This window comes from Leclercia adecarboxylata (assembly GCF_035787115.1).
GTDB lineage: Bacteria > Pseudomonadota > Gammaproteobacteria > Enterobacterales > Enterobacteriaceae > Enterobacter > Enterobacter adecarboxylatus_E.
Window position 1 is genome coordinate 358906 of the sequence record NZ_JALKTL010000004.1, and the last position, 20176, is coordinate 379081.

The 20176-nt window shown below is 59.1% G+C and carries 19 protein-coding genes; 2 read left to right on the forward strand and 17 right to left on the reverse strand.

Going from position 1 to position 20176, the window contains the following annotated elements; translation table 11 throughout:
• Positions 1–18: 18 nt before the first annotated feature.
• The 3 genes from pgk to tkt form a co-directional block, all read right to left on the reverse strand.
• Positions 19–1182: a phosphoglycerate kinase gene (gene pgk, locus MXM41_RS15560; RefSeq protein WP_325932913.1), complete on the reverse strand. Its 1164-nt coding sequence runs from the start codon at positions 1180–1182 to the stop codon at positions 19–21.
• A 49-nt stretch (positions 1183–1231) separates the two neighbouring features.
• Complete coding sequence (gene epd / locus MXM41_RS15565) at positions 1232–2251, reverse strand: erythrose-4-phosphate dehydrogenase (RefSeq protein ID WP_325932914.1); 1020 nt, start codon at positions 2249–2251, stop codon at positions 1232–1234.
• Between the two features lie 348 nt (positions 2252–2599).
• Complete coding sequence (tkt, locus tag MXM41_RS15570) at positions 2600–4591, reverse strand: transketolase (protein ID WP_325932915.1); 1992 nt, start codon at positions 4589–4591, stop codon at positions 2600–2602.
• 278 nt (positions 4592–4869) lie between these two features.
• On the opposite strand from tkt, the gene MXM41_RS15575 reads away from it, so the two are divergent.
• Positions 4870–5628 (forward strand): M48 family metallopeptidase, encoded by a 759-nt coding sequence (locus tag MXM41_RS15575; protein WP_325932916.1) that lies wholly within the window; start codon positions 4870–4872, stop codon positions 5626–5628.
• 226 nt (positions 5629–5854) lie between these two features.
• Here the strand turns inward: MXM41_RS15575 and MXM41_RS15580 are convergent, their stop codons facing one another.
• The 14 genes from MXM41_RS15580 to MXM41_RS15645 all read right to left on the reverse strand — a co-directional run bounded on the left by MXM41_RS15580 (position 5855) and on the right by MXM41_RS15645 (position 18549).
• Entirely contained in the window at positions 5855–7495 is a 1641-nt protein-coding gene (locus MXM41_RS15580; RefSeq protein ID WP_325932917.1) for a thiamine pyrophosphate-binding protein, read from the reverse strand.
• 13 nt (positions 7496–7508) lie between these two features.
• The gene (locus MXM41_RS15585; protein WP_325932918.1) at positions 7509–8978 is read right to left on the reverse strand and encodes an aldehyde dehydrogenase; all 1470 of its coding nucleotides are present in this window, start codon (positions 8976–8978) and stop codon (positions 7509–7511) included.
• A gap of 9 nt (positions 8979–8987) precedes the next feature.
• Positions 8988–9758 carry an aspartate dehydrogenase gene (locus MXM41_RS15590; RefSeq protein ID WP_325932919.1) on the reverse strand — a complete coding sequence of 257 codons (771 nt, stop codon included), beginning with the start codon at positions 9756–9758 and terminating at the stop codon, positions 8988–8990.
• A gap of 9 nt (positions 9759–9767) precedes the next feature.
• Positions 9768–10562 carry an SDR family oxidoreductase gene (locus MXM41_RS15595; protein WP_325932920.1) on the reverse strand — a complete coding sequence of 265 codons (795 nt, stop codon included), beginning with the start codon at positions 10560–10562 and terminating at the stop codon, positions 9768–9770.
• Complete coding sequence (locus MXM41_RS15600) at positions 10546–11316, reverse strand: alpha/beta hydrolase (RefSeq protein WP_325932921.1); 771 nt, start codon at positions 11314–11316, stop codon at positions 10546–10548. The genes MXM41_RS15595 and MXM41_RS15600 overlap by 17 nt, the downstream gene beginning before the upstream one ends.
• Before the next feature lie 9 nt (positions 11317–11325).
• Positions 11326–11856 (reverse strand): cupin domain-containing protein, encoded by a 531-nt coding sequence (locus MXM41_RS15605; protein WP_112791640.1) that lies wholly within the window; start codon positions 11854–11856, stop codon positions 11326–11328.
• A 10-nt stretch (positions 11857–11866) separates the two neighbouring features.
• The gene (locus MXM41_RS15610) at positions 11867–13123 is read right to left on the reverse strand and encodes an MFS transporter (protein ID WP_325932922.1); all 1257 of its coding nucleotides are present in this window, start codon (positions 13121–13123) and stop codon (positions 11867–11869) included.
• A 25-nt stretch (positions 13124–13148) separates the two neighbouring features.
• The gene (locus MXM41_RS15615) at positions 13149–14336 is read right to left on the reverse strand and encodes an NAD(P)/FAD-dependent oxidoreductase (protein WP_325932924.1); all 1188 of its coding nucleotides are present in this window, start codon (positions 14334–14336) and stop codon (positions 13149–13151) included.
• Positions 14333–15259 carry a VOC family protein gene (locus tag MXM41_RS15620; protein ID WP_325932925.1) on the reverse strand — a complete coding sequence of 309 codons (927 nt, stop codon included), beginning with the start codon at positions 15257–15259 and terminating at the stop codon, positions 14333–14335. Before MXM41_RS15620 ends, MXM41_RS15615 begins: the two co-directional genes overlap by 4 nt.
• Positions 15260–15337: 78 nt before the next feature.
• Entirely contained in the window at positions 15338–16126 is a 789-nt protein-coding gene (locus MXM41_RS15625; RefSeq protein ID WP_325932926.1) for an IclR family transcriptional regulator, read from the reverse strand.
• 12 nt (positions 16127–16138) lie between these two features.
• The gene (locus MXM41_RS15630; protein ID WP_325932927.1) at positions 16139–16888 is read right to left on the reverse strand and encodes an SDR family oxidoreductase; all 750 of its coding nucleotides are present in this window, start codon (positions 16886–16888) and stop codon (positions 16139–16141) included.
• Complete coding sequence (locus tag MXM41_RS15635) at positions 16888–17910, reverse strand: aromatic ring-hydroxylating dioxygenase subunit alpha (RefSeq protein ID WP_325932929.1); 1023 nt, start codon at positions 17908–17910, stop codon at positions 16888–16890. The genes MXM41_RS15630 and MXM41_RS15635 overlap by 1 nt, the downstream gene beginning before the upstream one ends.
• A gap of 10 nt (positions 17911–17920) precedes the next feature.
• Positions 17921–18229: a recombinase-like helix-turn-helix domain-containing protein gene (locus MXM41_RS15640; RefSeq protein ID WP_325932930.1), complete on the reverse strand. Its 309-nt coding sequence runs from the start codon at positions 18227–18229 to the stop codon at positions 17921–17923.
• On the reverse strand, positions 18226–18549 hold the full coding sequence (locus tag MXM41_RS15645; protein WP_013098654.1) for a Rieske (2Fe-2S) protein: 324 nt from the start codon (positions 18547–18549) through the stop codon (positions 18226–18228). The genes MXM41_RS15640 and MXM41_RS15645 overlap by 4 nt, the downstream gene beginning before the upstream one ends.
• A 414-nt stretch (positions 18550–18963) precedes the next feature.
• Between MXM41_RS15645 and MXM41_RS15650 the strand changes: the two genes are divergently transcribed.
• The gene (locus MXM41_RS15650) at positions 18964–20175 is read left to right on the forward strand and encodes an MFS transporter (RefSeq protein ID WP_325932931.1); all 1212 of its coding nucleotides are present in this window, start codon (positions 18964–18966) and stop codon (positions 20173–20175) included.
• Position 20176: the final 1 nt, after the last annotated feature.

The window sequence follows — 20176 nt, forward strand, 5'->3', positions numbered from 1 at the left end:
TCCCTGCCCTAAAATGGCTTACTTCTTAGCGCGCTCTTCGAGCATGGCTACTGCTGGCAGAACTTTGCCTTCCACGAATTCGAGGAATGCACCGCCGCCAGTGGAGATGTAGGAGATCTTGTCGGAAATACCGAACAGATCGATTGCTGCCAGAGTATCACCGCCGCCAGCAATGGAGAACGCTTCGCTGTCTGCAATCGCGTTAGCCACGATTTCAGTACCTTTACGGAAGTTCGGGAATTCGAACACGCCAACCGGGCCGTTCCACAGAATGGTTTTTGCATTCTTCAGAATTTCAGCCAGTTTCTCTGCAGAGGCGTCGCCCAGGTCCAGAATCTGCTCTTCATTTTTGATGTCAGAAACAGATTTCAGCTCTGCGGTTGCGGTTTCAGAGAACTCGGTCGCGACGCGAACGTCAGTTGGAACCGGGATATCGCAGGTGCTCAGCAGGCGTTTCGCTTCGTCAACCAGGTCTGCTTCGTACAGAGATTTACCAACATTGTGGCCCTGGGCTGCAACGAAGGTGTTAGCGATACCGCCGCCTACGATCAGCTGGTCAGCGATTTTGGACAGAGAGTCCAGAACGGTCAGTTTGGTAGAAACTTTAGAACCACCAACGATAGCAACCATCGGACGTGCAGGTTCTTTCAGCGCTTTACCCAGGGCTTCCAGTTCGTCTGCCAGCAGCGGGCCTGCACAGGCAACGTCAGCAAATTTGCCGATACCGTGAGTGGAAGCCTGCGCGCGGTGAGCGGTACCGAACGCGTCCATTACAAATACGTCGCACAGGGCAGCGTATTTTTTGGACAGGGTTTCGTCGTCTTTCTTCTCGCCTTTGTTAAAGCGAACGTTTTCCAGAACAACCAGCTCACCTTCAGCAACTTCAACGCCGTCCAGGTAGTCTTTAACCAGACGTACCGGGCTGGACAGTTTGTCTTTCAGGTAATTAACAACCGGCAGCAGAGAGAATTCTTCGTTGTACTCGCCTTCGGTCGGACGACCCAGGTGGGAGGTTACCATCACTTTCGCACCCTGCTTCAGCGCCAGTTCGATGGTTGGCAGAGATGCACGGATACGCGCGTCGCTGGTCACTTTACCATCTTTAACCGGTACGTTCAGATCCGCACGGATGAAAACGCGTTTACCTGCCAGATCCAGATCGGTCATCTTAATTACAGACATGGTGAATCCTCTCGTTGATTCTTAAAGTTTTGCAGACGCAATGCGCGTCTTACCTGAAACCTTGTGCGGCCATGGCTAACGTGGTGTCGAGCATCCTGTTAGCAAAGCCCCATTCGTTATCACACCAGACCAGCGTTTTGATCAGGTGCGCCCCACTCACGCGCGTTTGGGTGCCATCAACAATGGCGCTGTGCGGATCGTGGTTAAAATCTACTGAGACCAACGGTAATTCCGTATAGTCAACTATACCATGAAATGCTTGCTGTGCCGCTTTTTGCAGCAACAGGTTGACCTCACAGGCTTTTACCGGTTTTTTCACGGTAACGCTGAGGTCGATCGCCGTCACGTTGATGGTGGGTACACGCACGGCGATGGCTTCAAAACGGTCTTCAAACTGCGGGAAAATTCGGGTGATGCCGGCCGCCAGTTTGGTGTCCACCGGGATAATCGACTGACTCGCCGCGCGAGTGCGTCGCAGGTCCGGGTGGTATGCGTCAATGACCTGCTGATCGTGCATGGCGGAGTGGATGGTAGTAACCGTACCCGACTCAATGCCGTAGGCATCGTCCAGCAGCTTGATGACCGGAATAATACAGTTGGTGGTACAGGAGGCATTGGAGACAATCCGGTGTTCCGCGTGCAACTCATGATGGTTGACACCGTAAACGACCGTGGCATCGAGATCGTTACTGCCTGGATGCGAGAAAAGCACTTTCTTAGCGCCGGCCGCCAGATGGGCTTCGCCGTGTTCGCGATTGCCGTAAACGCCGGTACAATCAAGAACCACATCAACACCCAGTTCGCGCCAGGGTAATGCTTCGATCGTCCGCTCGTGAAGCAGACGAATCACGTCATCACCGACAAGCAGCTGCTCTCTTTCCTGACGAACGTCCCAGGCAAAGCGCCCATGGCTGGTGTCATATTTCAACAAATGCGCCATGCCTGCGGCATCCGCCAGTTCATTGATTGCCACCACGGTAATTTCCGCCCGACGCCCGGATTCATATAAAGCACGAACCACGTTACGTCCGATGCGACCGAAACCATTAATCGCTACGCGTACGGTCATAAGTCTCCTGCAAAGCTTTCCCTGACTCGAGGTGGCTGACAGAGTAATGCAGCAACGCTCTGAGGGGAATCCTTGCCTGTCACAAACTCCAACTGATTGGTCATTTGTCGAACGTTTAATCGACTGAAACGCTTCAGCCAGAATAAGCGAAACACGGAATAAAGGAAATGACTGTCCAGACCAATAAGCCAGCTATATGACTTGCGTCACATTTTGAATGGAATAATTTACAGAGGTATTACATCTTTGAGGAATAACATGCACAAAAAAGCCGGGTGACGCTTACGTCAGCCCGGCCTGAATATTTTGCAGGCCCGGCAAGCAACGTGCCGCCGGGCGCAATCGTGATTACAGCAGTTCTTTCGCTTTTGCGACCACGTTTTCAACGGTGAAGCCGAACTCTTCGAACAGCTGCTCCGCTGGCGCAGACTCACCGAAGGTGGTCATACCAACGATGGCGCCGTTCAGGCCCACATACTTGAACCAGTAGTCAGCGATACCCGCTTCGATTGCCACACGGGCGGAAACGGCTTTCGGCAGCACGGATTCACGGTACGCCGCATCCTGCTTGTCGAAGGCGTCGGTAGACGGCATGGAGACCACGCGCGCTTTCACGCCTTCGCCTGCCAGCTGATCCCAGGCAGCAATCGCCAGTTCAACTTCAGAGCCGGTGGCAATGAAAATCAGCTCAGGCTGACCGTCGCAGTCTTTCAGCACGTAACCGCCGCGGGCGATGTTCGCCAGCTGCGCTTCAGTACGATCCTGCTGGGCCAGGTTCTGACGGGAGAGGATCAGCGCGGTCGGGCCGTCCTGACGCTCAACGCCATATTTCCACGCTACCGCAGATTCAACCTGGTCACACGGACGCCAGGTGGACATGTTCGGGGTCACGCGCAGAGAGGCAACCTGCTCTACCGGCTGGTGGGTCGGGCCGTCTTCGCCCAGACCGATGGAGTCGTGGGTGTAAACCATCACCTGACGCTGTTTCATCAGCGCAGCCATACGCACCGCGTTACGGGCATATTCCACGAACATCAGGAAGGTGGAGGTGTACGGCAGGAAACCACCGTGCAGGGAGATACCGTTGGCAATCGCGGTCATACCAAACTCACGCACGCCGTAATGGATGTAGTTACCGGCAGTATCTTCGTTGATCGCTTTAGAACCGGACCAGATAGTCAGGTTAGATGGCGCCAGATCTGCGGAGCCGCCGAGGAACTCAGGCAGCAGCGGGCCAAAGGCTTCGATCGCATTCTGGGACGCTTTACGGCTGGCGATTTTGGACGGGTTAGCCTGCAGTTTCGCGATGAACTCATTCGCTTTGGCGTCGAAGTCTGCCGGCATGTCACCTTTCATACGACGGGTGAACTCTGCCGCCTCCTGCGGGAAGGCTTTGGCGTAGGCCGCGAATTTCTCGTTCCAGGCCGCTTCTTTCGCCTGACCGGCTTCTTTTGCATCCCACTGGGCATAGATGTCAGATGGGATCTCAAACGCCGCGTGTTTCCAGCCCAGGGCTTCGCGGGTCAGGGCGATCTCTGCGTCACCCAGCGGTGCGCCGTGAGAGTCGTGGGTACCGGCCTTGTTCGGGGAGCCGAAACCAATGATGGTTTTGCACATCAGCAGGGACGGTTTGTCCGTGACTGCGCGCGCTTCTTCTACTGCACGTTTAATCGCGTCAGCGTCGTGGCCGTCAACGCCACGCACGACGTGCCAGCCGTAGGCTTCGAAACGGGCTGCGGTGTCGTCGGTGAACCAGCCTTCAACGTGGCCGTCGATTGAGATGCCGTTGTCGTCGTAGAACGCCACCAGTTTGCCCAGCTTCAGGGTACCGGCCAGGGAGCACACTTCGTGAGAAATGCCTTCCATCATGCAGCCGTCGCCCATGAACGCGTAGGTGAAGTGATCAACGATGTCGTGGCCCGGACGGTTAAACTGCGCCGCCAGCGTCTTCTCAGCGATCGCCATACCCACGGCGTTAGCAATACCCTGCCCCAGCGGACCGGTGGTGGTCTCGACACCCGCGGTATAACCCACTTCCGGGTGACCTGGCGTTTTAGAGTGCAGCTGACGGAAGTTTTTCAGCTCTTCAATCGGCAGATCGTAGCCGGTGAGGTGCAGCAGGCTGTAGATCAGCATGGAGCCGTGACCGTTGGACAGCACGAAGCGGTCGCGATCGGCCCAGGCCGGGTTCTGAGGGTTGTGGTTCAGGAAATCACGCCACAGGACTTCGGCAATGTCAGCCATACCCATAGGGGCACCCGGGTGACCGGATTTAGCTTTTTGTACAGCATCCATGCTCAGCGCACGAATAGCATTGGCAAGCTCTTTACGTGAGGACATTTTGACTCCAGATCGGATGTTGAAGGCCATACCCGTTTCGGCTTGACGACAGCGCGTTTTGGGCTACGCCGGAAAAAAGTGCCAACAATGTAACCCAAGCGACAAAGCATGTACATGGACCATTCTTTTGCCGCTTAAGAAATCTCTGGAACAGGCTCGCACGTTGCGCAATCTTCTCGCCCGCCTTCGTTTATATTCTTTATAATTGGTTTTGCACCCTCCTCCGGGGCGGCAAAACTTTCAGAATTTTTCAAGTTAACGAGTACGGAAGCAACATAATGAAAATGCGTGCAATAGTGCTGGCTCTGGGAACGACACTTCTGCTTAGCGGATGTCAGAATATGAATTCTGGTGGCCTGTTGAGCTCCGGAGCAGAGGCGTTTCAGGCCTACTCCCTGACCGATGCTCAGGTGAAAACATTAAGCGATGAGGCCTGTAAGGAGATGGACGGTAAAGCGACCATCGCACCTGCAGACAGCACTTACGCTCAGCGTCTGAACAAGATTGCTTCGGCCCTTGGCGACAACATCAATGGCCAGCCGGTGAACTACAAAGTTTACATGGCCAAAGACGTTAACGCCTTTGCCATGGCTAACGGCTGTATCCGCGTCTACAGCGGGTTAATGGACATGATGAACGACAACGAAGTCGAGGCGGTAATCGGCCATGAAATGGGTCACGTTGCTCTCGGCCACGTAAAGAAAGGCATGCAGGTCGCCCTCGGCACGAACGCCGTTCGCGTGGCGGCGGCCTCTGCCGGCGGTATTGTCGGCAGTCTGTCTCAGTCACAGCTTGGCGATCTGGGTGAAAAACTGGTCAACTCGCAGTTCTCCCAGCGTCAGGAATCTGAAGCCGACGACTACTCTTACGATCTGTTGCGCAAACGTGGAATTAATCCGTCAGGTTTAGCGACCAGCTTTGAAAAACTGGCTCAACAGGAAGCAGGCCGTCAAAGCTCCATGTTTGACGACCACCCTGCCTCCGCAGCGCGTGCGCAGCACATTCGCGATCGCATGGCGGCAGACGGGATTAAATAAGACCCAGGGAGGCGTTCGCGCCTCCTTTTTTATTTCGCATTTCCGCTGAACCTGTTCTGATTATTTCCCCCTCACCCCGCCCCTCTCCCCAAAGGGGCGAGGGGTGAGGGGAAGAAGATAGCCCCTTGTACTCCTGCCTCCCGGAGCAGGACGAGCTAAAGGTCCGCACTGGCCAGTCCCCTCTCCTCTGTGGGGAGAGGGTCAGGGTGAGGGGAAACAGCGTACTCTAGTAAAGCGTTTTCTGCGGCGGCCCGGCAAACTTCAGGGCGCCAATCTGCCCCATACGCACTTCCACCACCGATGGCCCCGGCATGGCCAGCGCCTCTGTCATGACCGCATCAAAGTCCTCCGCCCGCTCAACGCTCCAGGCCTGCAAGCCAATCGCCTGCGCCAGCAGGGTAAAGTCCGGCGTATGCAGCGCGTTATAATACTGACGCCCGCCAAAATACTTATCCTGAATACCGCGCATTACGCCGTAACCGCCGTCGTTCATGATGAGCAGCGTCACGTTGGCTTTCTCCTGCGCCAGCGTCGCCAGCTCGCCTAAATTCAGGCTCAGGCCGCCGTCGCCCACCAGCCCTACGACCTTGCGCTGTGGGTTAGCAATCGCGGTCCCAATCGCCATCGGCAGGCCCATGCCAATCGCCCCGGCCAGAGAGTGAATATTCATCAGCGGGCCGTTGGCGCGGAACAGACGGCTGCCCCACAGGCTGCCGGAAACGGTGATATCGCGCACCAGCAGGCCATCCTGCGGTAAGGCTTTCTCAATCGCGTCGTTAAGTTTTGCATAGGCGCCGCACTGCTCGCGCAGCCCCTCCCCGGCTTTGGCAACCGCCTGCTGCACCTGCGTATCCCACTGCGCATTACCCCATTCGCGCCCCTGCGCTTTTTCGGCCAGCGCGCTCAACAGGGCGGAACAGTCGCCCACGATGGTGTTATCCATCAAATAGTTACGACTCGCCGCTGCCGGATCGATATCGATCTGCACGCGCGGGTAAGGTAACTCTAGCGTCCATGAGCGAGTTTCGTTGCTGCGCAGGCGCGACCCCGCCACCAGCGTAAAATCACACTCGGCTATCAGCGCCTCAACCGACGGCGAGTTATGGAATGCCCGCAGGCTGGCGCGATGGCTGTCCGGCAGCACGCCGCGCGCGTGGGTGCTGGAGATCACCGTCACGCCCGCATCCGCCAGTTTTTGCACCGCATCCACGCTTCCCAGCGCGCCGCCCCCCAGCCACAGCAGCGGCTGTTTCGCCTGCTTAAGCTGCGCCCACAGTGTGTCGACCACCCCGGCATCTACCGCTGAACCCGCAGCGGTTTTTACCGGCGCCGTTACCAGCGACAGCGGAATTTTCGTCCCCTGAATATCAATCGGAATTTCCACCGAGACCGGTCCGCACGGCGGCGTCTGTGCGTCCTGAATGGCTTTATGGAGAATCGCTATCGCCTGGTTTGCATTGCTGATGCGGTACGCCCGTTTTGAGCTGGCCTTCAGGAAGGTCAGTTGATCGCGGGTTTCGTGGATAAAACCGGTGTCGGCATCCAGCCAGGCTTTTTCCACCTGTCCGGTTAAATGCAGCAGCGGCGTACAGGCGTTCATGGCCTCTACCAGCGCGCCTACCGCATTACCCGCCCCGGCACCGGTGCTGGTCAGCGCCACGCCAAGGCCAGAAAAACGTCCATGTGCATCGGCCATGGTGACCGAGCCTGCTTCACCACGCGCGGGCACGAAGCGGATGTTGCCGCGCTGCCCCACCGCATCGGCGATGGGCAGGTTGTGAATGGAGATGACGCCGTAGATGGCCTCAACCTGATACTGCTCCAGCGTTCTGGCGATGGCGTCGCCGACGGTTATCATTTCGCTCATTGCTCACCCTTTCTCAGTCGCACCAGTGGTTGACGCTGTTACCCGTCGCCAGATAAATACTCTTTTGCTGCATCCAGGCTTTCAGCCCCTGAATGCCCTTTTCGCGGCCCAGACCGCTCTCTTTAAAGCCCCCGAACGGGGTCGAAATTGCAAAGACCTTGTAGGTGTTGATCCACACCGTGCCCGCTTCAAGCCGATCGCTTAAGCGCAGCGCGCGTCCGCTATCACGCGTCCAGATCCCCGCCGCCAGGCCGTAAACCGAGTCATTCGCCTCGCGGAGAAGCGCAGCCTCATCGTCAAACGGCATCGCCACCAGCACCGGGCCGAAGATCTCTTCCTGGCAGGCGCGGGCGCTGTTGCTCAGCCCTTCAATAATCGTTGGCAGGAAGAAGCTGCCGTTTGCCAGACTGGGATCGGCCGGGATCTCCCCGCCGCACAGCACCCGGCCCCCTTCGCGCTTCGCCAGCTCGACATACGCCTGCACGCTCTGACGGTGTTTCTCGTTGATCAGCGGCCCAACGTGGACACCATCTTTAAACGGATGTCCGACGCGCAGCCCGCGGGTTAATTCCAGCAGACGCGCCATCAGCGGAGCGTAAATGCTCTGGTGGATAAACAGCCGCGAACCGGCGATACACGCCTGACCCGCCGAACTGAAAATGCCATAGCAGATGCCGCGCGCGGCCTGCTCGATATCCGCATCTTCCAGCACGATGGTTGGCGATTTACCGCCCAGCTCCAGCGACGCCGGGATCAGCTTTTCCGCCGCCACGTGCGCCAGATGACGGCCGGTGGTGGTGCCACCGGTAAAGGAAATCTTCCGCACCTTAGGGTGACGCGCCAGCGCATCGCCGATTACTGAACCCTTGCCCGGCAGCACGCTCAGCAGCCCGGCAGGCAGCCCGGCCTGTTCAAAGATGCGCGCCAGCTCCAGTGCCATCAGCGGCGTGGCTTCAGCAGGCTTGAGGATCACCGCGTTTCCGGCAGCAATCGCCGGAGCCACCTTCTGCATTTCGCTGGCAATCGGCGAGTTCCACGGCGTGATGGCGGCCACCACGCCGAGCGGCTCGTAGCGGCTCAGCGTCAGCAAGTCAGGCTGGCGCGGCGTCGGGAGTTCACCTTCCAGCAGCTCGCAGGCGGCGGCAAAATAGCGCGCCGTTCCTGCCGCACTCATTACCAGCCCGCGCGCTTCCGCCAGCGGCTTACCGTTATCGCGGCTCTGCCTCTGCGCCAGATCATCCACGCGGGCTTCAATCAGATCCGCCACCTTATGCAGGATCTTCGCGCGCTGATGCGGCAGGCTGTTACGCCAGGCTGGTTCGCGCCAGGCGCGTTCTCCGGCCTCTATCGCCTCATGCAGATCGTCGAGGCTTGCCGCGTTCAGCGTCGCGTTGAGCGCCCCGTCTGCCGGGAAGTGACTCTGCATCGGGTTACCGCTGCCGTGTCGCCACTGGCCGCCGATAAAAATCTTCAGTTCGTCCATCGTCACTCCTCAGCTCAGGGCCAGCTCGCGGCAGGCGCGTACCGCGCTCAGTGCCGCCAGGGTGGAGGTTTTTGGGTTAGAGGCAAGCGGTAGCCCGCTCAGCTCAAGATGGAACTCACCAAACACGCCCTCGACATGCAGCGTGTGGGTATTGCGTTTAGTAGCCGGGTCGACCATCAGCTGTACGCGGGTGTCATCCATCCCGACGCCGCCGAGCGCCACGGTCGCGGCCACGTTGGCGTTGGCCGGGAACAGTCGTGCCGCCTCGCGGGCGCTGCCCTCAAAGAACACCTGCGCCTCTCTGACTGCGCTGAGGTCGATAAGCTGCTCGGCGTAGCTGCCGCGCCAGCTGGCCGGGCTTTTGCGTGACTGATAGGTGACGCGCTCAAGCCCACCCTCTTTCGCCGCCGCCAGTCCGTCGATACCTGCCACGGCCCCGGAGAGCAGCGTCAGCTTGCCGCCCGCGTTGAGCAGGCGCTGTTCCAGGCCGCTGTCCGCCAGTGCGCCCGTGGAGATCACCGCCAGATGCCAGCCGCGACGCAGAATATCTTCGCCGTACTGCGCCACCGCCTGCTGGCTGGCGCACTCCAGCACCAGATCGGGCGCTTCAGCACACTCCATCGGGGAGGTCAGCGCCAGCACCGCATCACCAAACTGCTGGCGAATCGCCGGGTGGTGAGACTCGCGCGCCACGACCCAGCCAATAGCGACCCCGGCAGGCAGGCGTTCAATTACCGCCTGCGCCATGGCGCCAAAACCAATCAACATGATCTTTTTCATGATGCGTCCTTACAGATGGCGGCAGAAACCGCCGGAAACGTCCAGCGCGGCGCCGGTGGTAAACGAGGCCAGCGGCGAAGCAAGGAACAGCAGCGCCTGCGCCGGCTCCTGCGGCTTGCCGAGGCGCGCCATTGGAATGCCTCGCTTGCGCGCGATCTCTGCCGTCCACTCCGGCCAGCTCTGATTTTGGTCCGCCCGGTTCTCAAAGCGGCGCTGCCACTGCCCGGATTCCACCATGCCGAGCAGGATTGAATTGACGCGAATGCCTTTGCCCACCAGCTCTTTCGAGAGCGTCAGGGTCATGTTCAGCAGGGCCGCACGGGCGGCAGAGGTGGCGATCATGTGCTCTTCCGGCTGGAGCGCCAGCAAGGAATTCACACAGGTGATGGAGGCGATATCGGACCGCTCCAGCCAGGGCTGAAACGCCTGCACCGGGTTGATCACCCCGAACAGTTTCAGTTCGGCTTCGCGCAGCCATGCCTCGCGCGGGGTGTCGTGGAAGTGCGCCACGTAGCCCTGCCCGGCGTTGTTGATCAGCATGTCCGCCGCGCCAAAGCGGGCATTTACCGCATCCGCGAAGGCCTGCACGTCGTCGGCTTTCAGCACGTCGCAGCGGTAAGAGAATATGTCCCCGTCGGGGTACTCGTTCTGCAGCGCGGCATGGGCGCTGGCGAGCCGGTCAGGGTCGCGGCCACAGAAGGCCACCTTTGCCCCCTCGCCCAGCAGCAGGCGCAGCGTTTCAAAGCCAATGCCAGAAGAGCCGCCGGTGACCACCGCTACGCGCCCGTCAATTTGTGCATTCATTGCGCACCTCTTGGTTAATGCGTAAAAGCTGTTGGTTAAAAAACGCGTCGTTATCGAGATAGCTGGCGTGCCCGGCTTGCGGAATAGCGGTAAACGGCATGCCGTAGCGCAGCGCCAGCCCCTGTACCCGGTCGGGTTCCGTTATGACATCCTGCTCGCCGCACCAGACCTCAAACGTCCCGGTATAGCCTTTCAGCCAGCCGTGAATGTCGTCGTTCGCCAGCATCCATGCTGCAGCGAGGTAGCCCTCCGGGCGCAGCTTGCGCATGCCCGCCGCGACGGTGGCGATATCTTCCGCGCGCGCGCCGGGGCGAAGCAGCTTCGCGGCGCGGGTCTGGGCAAGGATTTCCCCGCCCAGCGCCATCTGCTGCTCGCGGTTGCGCCAGACCTGCTCGCGCTGCGCCGGGTCGGCCTGGCCGTATCCCTGCGCGGCATCTGCCAGTACCATATAGATGACGCGTTCAGGGAATTTTGCCGCAAAGGCGCTGGCAACCAGCGCTCCCAGGGAGTGCCCCACCAGCACCGCCTGCCAGACGCCCGCGCGGTCAAGCATCGCCGCCAGCGCGTCGGCGTAATCCCCGGCGTTTGCCCGTTCAGCCGCCAGCGTCGGGCTTTCGCCATAACCGGGCATATCCCAGGCCAGCACGCGAAAACCCTTCAGCGCCATCTGCTTATGCCAGGAGGCCGCGCCGGAGCTGATCCCGTGCAGCAGCATCAGCGGAATACCGCTTCCCTGTTCACGAAAACCCGTCATCATGCCCTCCTAATTCCGCTTCACTTTCGAGAGCGGATGATCGGATGGATAGGTCGGGATCTCCGGCTTGTTGGTCCCCAGCATGACGCACATCAGCGCCTCTTCTTCCCCGTGGTTGAACAGGCCGCGATAGATGCCCGGCGGGACGGAGATCAGGTCGCGCTCGCGCAACACGGTTTCGGTGTAGTTGTCGCCGTCCTGGATCATCAATGTGATCTGCCCTTTGAGCATGAAGAACACCTCTTCCACATCATCGTGCAGGTGCAGCGGCCCTTCGCACTTCGACGGCAGCACCATGGTGGAGAAAGTAAAGTGGTCCGCCTGCACGGTGTTGGTGTCGTTCGCCACGCCCGTTGCCCCGGTGCCGATATAACGCATCTGCGCCCGACGGTATTTGGGGTCAAAATCAGCCTGGAACTTCAGCGCGTTCCAGTCGTATTTGCGGCCTTCGAAGCGCGCGATACGCGATTCGACCCACTCTTCCATAGTCAGGTGGTCAGGTTTGATGCCAGATGTGTTGGTTACGGTTGAATCAGTCATGACACTCTCCTCAGTAACGTCTCAGCAGCGGCAGTAACAGGACGCAGCCCACCGCCGCCATCACCGCCAGAAAAATCAGCCCGGAATCCATGCTGTGGGTGAAGGCGATTAACGCACCCATCACCGCCGGCGACAGCGCGCCTGCAAAGTTTCCCAGTCCGTTGAAGATCCCGCCCGCCGTGGCGCTCACCCGTGGATGGGTGGCCTTCGCCAGCAGGGCGAAAATGTTGGGCGCACCGGTCCCCCACATAAAGGTGCTGAAGCTCATTGCTGCGATGATGGCCAGCGGGGTATCGAGTTGCATCACCGCAGCCAGCCCGAGAGCCGCACCCGCCATAGAGATAAAGCAGGCCGCGGCGCGCTTATCGACCCGGTCCGAGAGCCACGCGCCAATCACCTCGCCTGCCAGCATGGCGATGAACGGCATCGACGACAGCCAGCCCGCGTGCTCAAGGTGAATACCTTTGCCCTTGATCAGATAGCCCGGTAGCCAGCCGTTGATGCCCCACAGATAGGTAAGGAAAGCGATGTTAAAGATGCAGATGATCCAGAAGTGCGGGCTGACAAACAGTTCGCGCCGCGCCGCTCGTCGTTCATCCTGAGATGCCCGTGAGGTGCCGGGTTTTGCCTCCAGACGGATCCCGCGCAGACCGACGCGCACGAAGATCAGCACCGGCACGGTCAGCATCGCCATCACGAAGAAGGTGCTTTGCCAGCCGAAGGTATTCAGCAGCCAGAGGGAGAGCGGAAAACCAATCGCCGCGCCCACCGGCGTACCCAGCAGCCACAGCATGGTGGCGCGCGCCTGCAGATGCTGCGGGAAATTGTGCCGCACAATGGCGAAGGCCAGCGGGAAGAGCGGTCCTTCCGCCACGCCCAGCAAAATACGCAGAACGATCATCAGCGTGTAGTTATGGGTAAAGCCCATCGCCACCATCAGCACGCACCAGACCACCATCATCCCGGTAAGCAGGCGCAGCGGCGCGATTTTGTCCCCCAGCCCGCTTAAAAAGACCGACGAAAAACCGTAGCTCAGCAGAAACGCGCTCATCAGAATGCCGAGACGCGTGGTGTCGAAATCAATGCCTATCGCCTGCTGGAAATGGCCGTCGGAAAACAGCGCCGCAATACTGATTTTGTCGAAAAAGGCCAGCAGCACGCAGGCCAGCAGCGACAGCGGGATGGCCCAGCGCACCGCTTTTTCAGGCGTGCGGGCTCCCTCACCGCTCGCCTCAACGGCTGCGGTGTTGGTCTCTAATGTGGTCATCTCTCCCCCTGTGGGTGCGGGTTAGCTATCGCAATGACATCAGTGAAAAGGTCGGGTCGGTGAGCGGTACATCCGATAAATCCCGTCCTGCCGCCATCCAGCGTTTAGCCAGCTTGACGGTGCGCGCATCGTTGAACGCCACCAGCTGCGTCAGCCGTCCGTTCGCGTCGAGCGAGAAAAACAGCGAATCGTCCCGCACTATCGTGCTGCTGCCCGACTGTGGAATGCCGAGGATCTGGATATTGTGCTGATATTGATCCGACCAGAGCCACGGCGCGTCGTCGTAACCTGGCGCATCGGGGTTGAGCATCGCTTTCGCCGTCGCCACCGCCTGATTCTGGGCAAAGGCCCACGACTGAATACACAGGCCGTAATGATGGTGCTGAGCCACATCGCCAGCGGCAAAAATGAACGGATCCGAGGTGCGCCCCTGAGCATCCACCACGATCCCGCGTTCAGTTTTAAGCCCGGCGTTGCGCGCCAGCTCCAGATTAAGATCGACGCCGATCCCGACTACCGCCGCGTCAAAGGTTTCGCGCTTGCCGTCGCAGTGGATGACCGGCAGACCGTTTTCGTCCTCCAGCTCCAGTGCGCCACAGCCGGTACGGATATCCACACCCTGCTGACGATGGATAGCCTCTAACCGTTGCGAGACTTTGCTACTTACCGATCGCATGCACAGCGCGGGCTGCTGCTCAAACAGCGTGACCGCCACGCCGCTTTTGCGCGCGGAGGCGGCAATCTCAAGGCCTATCCAGCCGCCGCCAACAATCGCCAGCGTTTTACTTTCCGCCAGTCGGTCTTTCAGGCGCTGGGCGTCCTGCCAGTGGCGCAGGGTATACACCTGCGGATGCGCAGCCCACGCCTCACCCGGCATGCGCGCCCGCCCGCCGGTGGCGATTAAAAGCATGTTGTAACTAAGATGTTCGCCGTTACTCAAATGTACGTTTTTCGCCGCGCGATCGATCTGCTCTGCACGCAGCGGGCGGTACCAGGTGAGGTTCAGCGCCTGCTGCGCCTCTTCCGTAAACAGACGCGGTAGCGCCGCGTCCGGCTCCAGCAACGTTGCCTTCGACAGCGGCGGTCGCTCGTAGAAATCCCACTCCTCTTCCGCTACCACGCAAATCTCGCCGTCGAAGCCTTCGTCACGCAGGGTTTTCGCCGCCCAGCCACCCGCCTGACCGCCACCGATAATGACAATGCGCGACGTCATACCGCCTCCGGTTTTTTCTGCTGACGGCGCGTATCGTGGTCGATGCCGCCTTCTACCGCCCATTCGGTAAAGGAGACCAGGGAGTGCTCCAGCTCGCGCGGCTGCCAGTTTTCGGTCAGGTAATCGTCGTTGGTGTAATACTCAAATGCCCCGCCGGTCGGGCTGTTGACGTACCAGAAGTACGCCGACGACACCGGATGGCGGCCCGGCCCGATAAAGGTGCTCCACTCATTTTTATTCATCGCAATACCGCCGCCGATCACCTCGTGGATGTCGCGTACGGTGAACGCCACGTGGTTCAGGCCACGCTTGCGGTTCGGCAGTTGCAGCAGGAACAGGTTGTGGTGGCCGCCGCGCGCACCGCAGCGCAGGAATACGGCGCGGTTGATGTAGCGGTCAGAGACATGGAAGCCGAGCACCTCGCGGTAGAATTTTTCCACCGCCGCCAGCTCCTCCACAAAGAACACCACGTGCCCTACGTTGATGGGTTGGGCGCGATCGTAAACCGGACTGGGGGTGTCAATCCGACGAGCGTCGCCCCACTGGTTAATCGGCTCGACGTTCAGCTCCACGTCGGTCTGCTGGCTGACCTGCACGCGCAGCGTCATACCGTTCGGGTCGAGGCACTCCAGCGCGTCACCCACCTCACGAAAGCCGGGCTGCCCGGCAAGCTTCGGGCGCAGCGCATCCAGATCTGACTGTGTGGCAACCGCCCAGGTCATGCGGCGCAGGGTATTACCCGCTTCAAACGCCGGCGGCAGATCGGGGCTGTCGATGGGATTAAGCTCAACGCGCGCGCCGCTCAGGGTGGTAAAACGCTGGCCGCTGGCATCGCCGGTCAGGCCAAAATCACGCATAAATTTGGCGCAGTGCGTCAGGTCTTCAACGCCAAACTCCAGCTTTTCAATTCCGGTTACACTCATCGTTCGTTGCCTCATCTGGCCCAAATTGGGCGTAAAACATGCCCGACGCAGTGAAGCGCCTGACGTTAACTCACTGATTTAACTGGCCTGTGACAAATACCCTAAGAAGCCAGAAATTTTATCCGCCGCGAGGCGAACATCGTTTTGCAGACGCTCGCGGTCGGTCTGCGGGATCTCCTCCGATGGCACCAGAATACTGACCACCGCCGCCACGCGCCCGCTCCGGTCATACACCGGGTAGACGATAGAAGAGATGCCGTGGCGGAAGAAGGATTCGCCGATCACGTACCCGCGGGCTTTGTCCTGCTGCACCATCTGCCACAGGGCTTCGCGGTCATGAAGCTGCCCCGGCGTGTTGCCCGGCAGGCGCTCGTGCGGGAACAGCTGTTCAAAGTCGGCGCGGGAAATATCCGTCAATAACATGCGGCCAAGCGAGGTGCAGTGCACCGGCAAACGGGTGCCAATGCTGACCTGATTGATGCGCGACCCGGCGGCGCTGACGCGGGCGATGTAGATAATGTCACGTCCGTCGCGGATCGCCAGATGGCTGCTGCACTGGCTCACGTCGCGCAGCTGTTCGATCACCGGCTGGCCCACCTGCGCCACATCCAGCGAAGCGATGTACTCAAAGCCGAGGCGCAGCACATTCATGCCGAGCGAAAAGGTATTGGTGCGCGTGTTGCGCTCCAGAAAGCCCATGTACTCAAGCGTCTGCACCACGCGGTAGGCGGTGGCCTTCGGCATATCCACCAGCCGGTGCAGCTCGGCAAAGGTCAGTTCGCGATGCTGCTCGCCGAAGGCCAACAGCAGCTGCAAACCGCGCTCCAGCCCCGGCACCAGATACTTCACTTCCTGATCGTTTGCCATAATCGCCAACCCTTAGTTAAAGACAAAACCGCCGTTGACCGGAATCAGCTGCCCGGTGATAAACCGCGACAGATCGCTTAACAGCCATACGACGCTGCCGGTGACATCTTCCGGCTGCTGCGCCCCCGTTAACGCGCGGCCATTTTCATAGAGCTGATGGCGTTCGGCGGGCACATATTCCGTTGCCTCAACGCGGGTTAATCCCGGCGCGATGGCGTTAATACGAATACGCTTTTCACCCAGCTCCCGCGCCATCGAGCGGGTCATGGCAATCACCGCGCCCTTGCTGGCGACGTAGGCCATCAGGCGCGGCGCGCCCCACAGCGCGGTGTCGGAGGCTACGTTCACAATCCCCGCCCCTTCACGCAGCAGCGGCACGGCGGCGCGGGTGACCAGCCAGGTGCCTTTGACATTCACGCTCATCACCCGATCCCAGAGATCTGGATCGTAATCGAGCATGTTTTTGCCACCGACCCCGGTCGCCATCGCCGCGTTGTTCACCAGGCCGTCAATCTGCCCCTGTTCGCCAATGGCGCTGAACACCTGCTCAATGGAGCGCGGATCCGCCAGATCGATAACGTGGGATTCGATCGCATAACCCTGCTCGCTCAGCCGGTGGGCGCTTTCAGCCAGCTCGCCTTTCAGGATGTCGCACATTACCACCGCGGCACCCTGCTCCGCGCAGGCGCTGGCAAAGTGATAGCCCAGCCCGCGCGCGGCGCCGGTCACCACGATGCGCTTGCCGTTCAGCAGCCCGTTCATCAGGCTGCTCCCTGCTGCGCTTCGCGCATCGCCAGCTGCTCTTTCGCGGCTTTTTGCATCATGCGGCGCAGGCGGGAAAGGCCAACGTCGTGCTGATAAAGGTATTCATGTTCACGGGCGTCTGGCGCCATGCTCTCCAGCACCACGCGATCCTGCTCCAGCACTTCCCAGTGCAGTTTTTCCAGACGGTTGCGGTACATAAAGCGCCACATATCGCGCTGCCAGCCCTGCACGCGGCGGATGCGCCAGAAGAAGACCCGGCAGTTGTCGTTATCTTCCGGCACCACCATACCGACAATAAAGAAGTGGCCGCCTGGTCCGAAACGCTGCCGGTAAGGAATGGAGAGGCGCATCCAGCAGGTGCCGCTGTTGCCCAGCTCCACCCAGTCGAAGTTGACGCCGCTCTGCCCTTTTTTCTCAAAAATGAAGCCGGTTTTGGTCGGCTGCAGCACCATGTCGGCCTTGCGATCCCCTTCCGCCATCGAGTGCGATGACGAATGCAGATAGGTGCCGTGCATCGGGTCCATCACGTTTTCCAGCGCGTACTGGTAGTTGCATTTCCACGCGGCGGTGCAGAGGAAGTTGCTGAAATTTTCCGTGTCGGCGAGTTCATCCGGGAAGCTCAGTTCGTCCGGCTGCTGGTCAGCGGTGACGCCAAACCACAGGAAGATGGCGCCGTGCGCCTCCTGTACGTTATAGCTGCGCACGCACTGCTGGCCGACCAGCGGACATTTGTCCACCGCAGGCACGTCTTTCACTTCGCCGTTGCCTGCCACTTCCACGCCGTGATACCAGCAGGCGATACGGTCGCCGAGGTTCCAGCCCATCGACAGGCGCGCGCCGCGGTGCGGACAACGGTCCTCCAGCGCCTGTACCTGACCATCTTTATTGCGCCAGACCACAATCTGCTCGCCCAGGCGGGTAATGCCCACCGGTGCAGACTGCACTTCCCAGCTCGCCAGAACCGGATACCAGAGGCCACGCAGACCTTTATCCAGATAGTTTTGTACGGTAGTCGTCATCGCGTTGCCCTCAGTAGCCGTTAACCTGTAAGAATGCCCGGAAGCTGGCCTCGCTCCACGGCTCGCCCTGCTGGTCATGCATGCGCACCGCGTTCAGCCCGTTGACCAGCTCCGGCAAGGTTTCCGCGCCCTGCTCGAAAAGATCTTCCAGCGTGGCGATCAGGTTCACTTCCCAGCTTTCCGGCTCGCGGCTGCGGGTCTGCCAGATCAGATTCTGGTAAGCACCCGGCTTATGAATGGCACCGTTACCGCCCTCGGCAGGCGGGGTAAACTGGCGGCTCTCGGGCAGCGCCGGGTTGTAGTTCAGGGTGTCGCTCATGCCACGGTCTCCTCGACAAAGGTAATCTGGATTTGGTTTTCAAAGACCCGCACCGGGTAGCGATTCAGGTTGCGACCACCGGGGCCATGCAGACACTGGCCGGTTTTGACATCGAACACCGCCTCATGCAGCGGGCATTCCACTTTGCCATCTTCCACGAAGCCCTGGCTCAGCAAGGCATACGCGTGCGGGCACACGTCTTCCAGCGCGTAATATTCGCCATCAATCAAATAAACGCCGATCTCTTTGCCTTCGACGTTGCCGCTAAAAGGGAAATCTTCCTGTACTTGTTCTGCGTCACATACGCCTATCCAGCTCATCGCGATCCTCCAGGCTTTTGTTTCATATATGAAACTCTGTTTCTTATTTAATACGGTCAATATAAAAGCGATGAATGTTTCGTCAAGCTTCAATGTGACGAATTTGTTAACCGGGAGGCAATTAATTAACTAAGTGTGCAAAGGATCACGAAAAAATGCAGCGATATGAAATTTTCATTTTTACGGCGTGAAAAAATACGATTTATCGATGGCTTTAAATTTAAATAAAGAAATATTGACTTCTATTCTTTTTGTTCTCTAAAAATAAAGGAACGGCAGAGCACAGTGTTTCACCTGTGAAACTTAATTGAATTTTATCGTTTACAAACAATGAGTTTCACAGGTAAACCATTTTAGATCCGTGACAATCACGCAAATAAAAACAGACATACACGCAAGCATAAGGCGGGCATTATGACGGCAAGGTGGCAAGGCACAATCGCACTGTTATTATTGATAATTATTTCCTACATTGACCGGGTTAATATCTCGGTGATGATTTTGAACCCCGAATTTGCCGAACATTTTCGGTTGAATGAAAACAGAATGTTACAGGGAATGTTAATGACCTGCTTTCTTCTGGGTTATGGGTTTTCCGCCTTATTATTAACTCCGGTTATTGAAAGCAAATTCCATTATCGGCAGGGATTATTAAGCAGCATTGCGATTTGGGCACTGGTCTGCGCTATTTCGCCGTTGCTGGGCTCGCTGATGGGGATGCTCATCGCCCGTCTGGTTCTGGGGATTGCCGAAGGCCCTCTCTTTTCGCTGAAAACGCGCTTTATCAGCGATAACTTCAGTCCGGAAGAGATAGGTAAACCCAACGCCGTGACCGCGCTTGGCGTCTCGCTCGGGCTGGCCGTGGGCTTTCCGCTGGTTACCTGGCTGATGGCGCACCTGGGCTGGGCGGGCTCGTTCTATGCGCTGGCGGCAATCAATCTGCTGCTGGGTGGCGGGTTAATCTGGCGCTTCCTGCCCGCACCGCGCGCTGCGGTGAAGATGAAGAAACCGGGAATGGTAGAAACCTTCACCCTCGCCTGGCAAACGCCGCTGCTGGGCTGGATCTTACTGGTTGAAATCGCCACCCTGAGTTATCTCTGGGGGAGCAGTGCCTGGTTACCCGCGTGGCTGCGGGATGAACACCACTTCTCCCTTCACGCGACGGGAATACTTGCGGCGGTTCCCTTCCTGCTGAGTCTGGGGTCAAAGTTTCTGGGTGGCGTGCTGCTCGATAAAATGCGCCCGGAACAGGCGCCGGTACTCTTTGTCGTGGGCGGGGCGCTGACCGCGCTGTCGGTGGTCGCGCTGATGCTGAGTCATCAGCCGGTATGGCTGGCGCTGTTTATGCTTTCCGCCAATGTCTTCTGGGGGCTTCAGGGGGCGGCCATTCCGGCGGTGATCCAGCATCACGCCGCACGGGAAGCCGTGGGCAGCGCATATGGGATCATTAACGGGATCGGCAATATCTGCGCGGCGTTTATTCCGCTGCTGATGGGGATGGTGATGAAATCGGTGGGGTCGGTCAGTTCCGGCTTTTCGGTGCTGGTGGCGTCGCAGGTTATCACTCTGCTGGCCGGGGGGATGTTGCTGCTGCGCATGCGTCGCGCAGCAGCAATCAGCGCGTGAG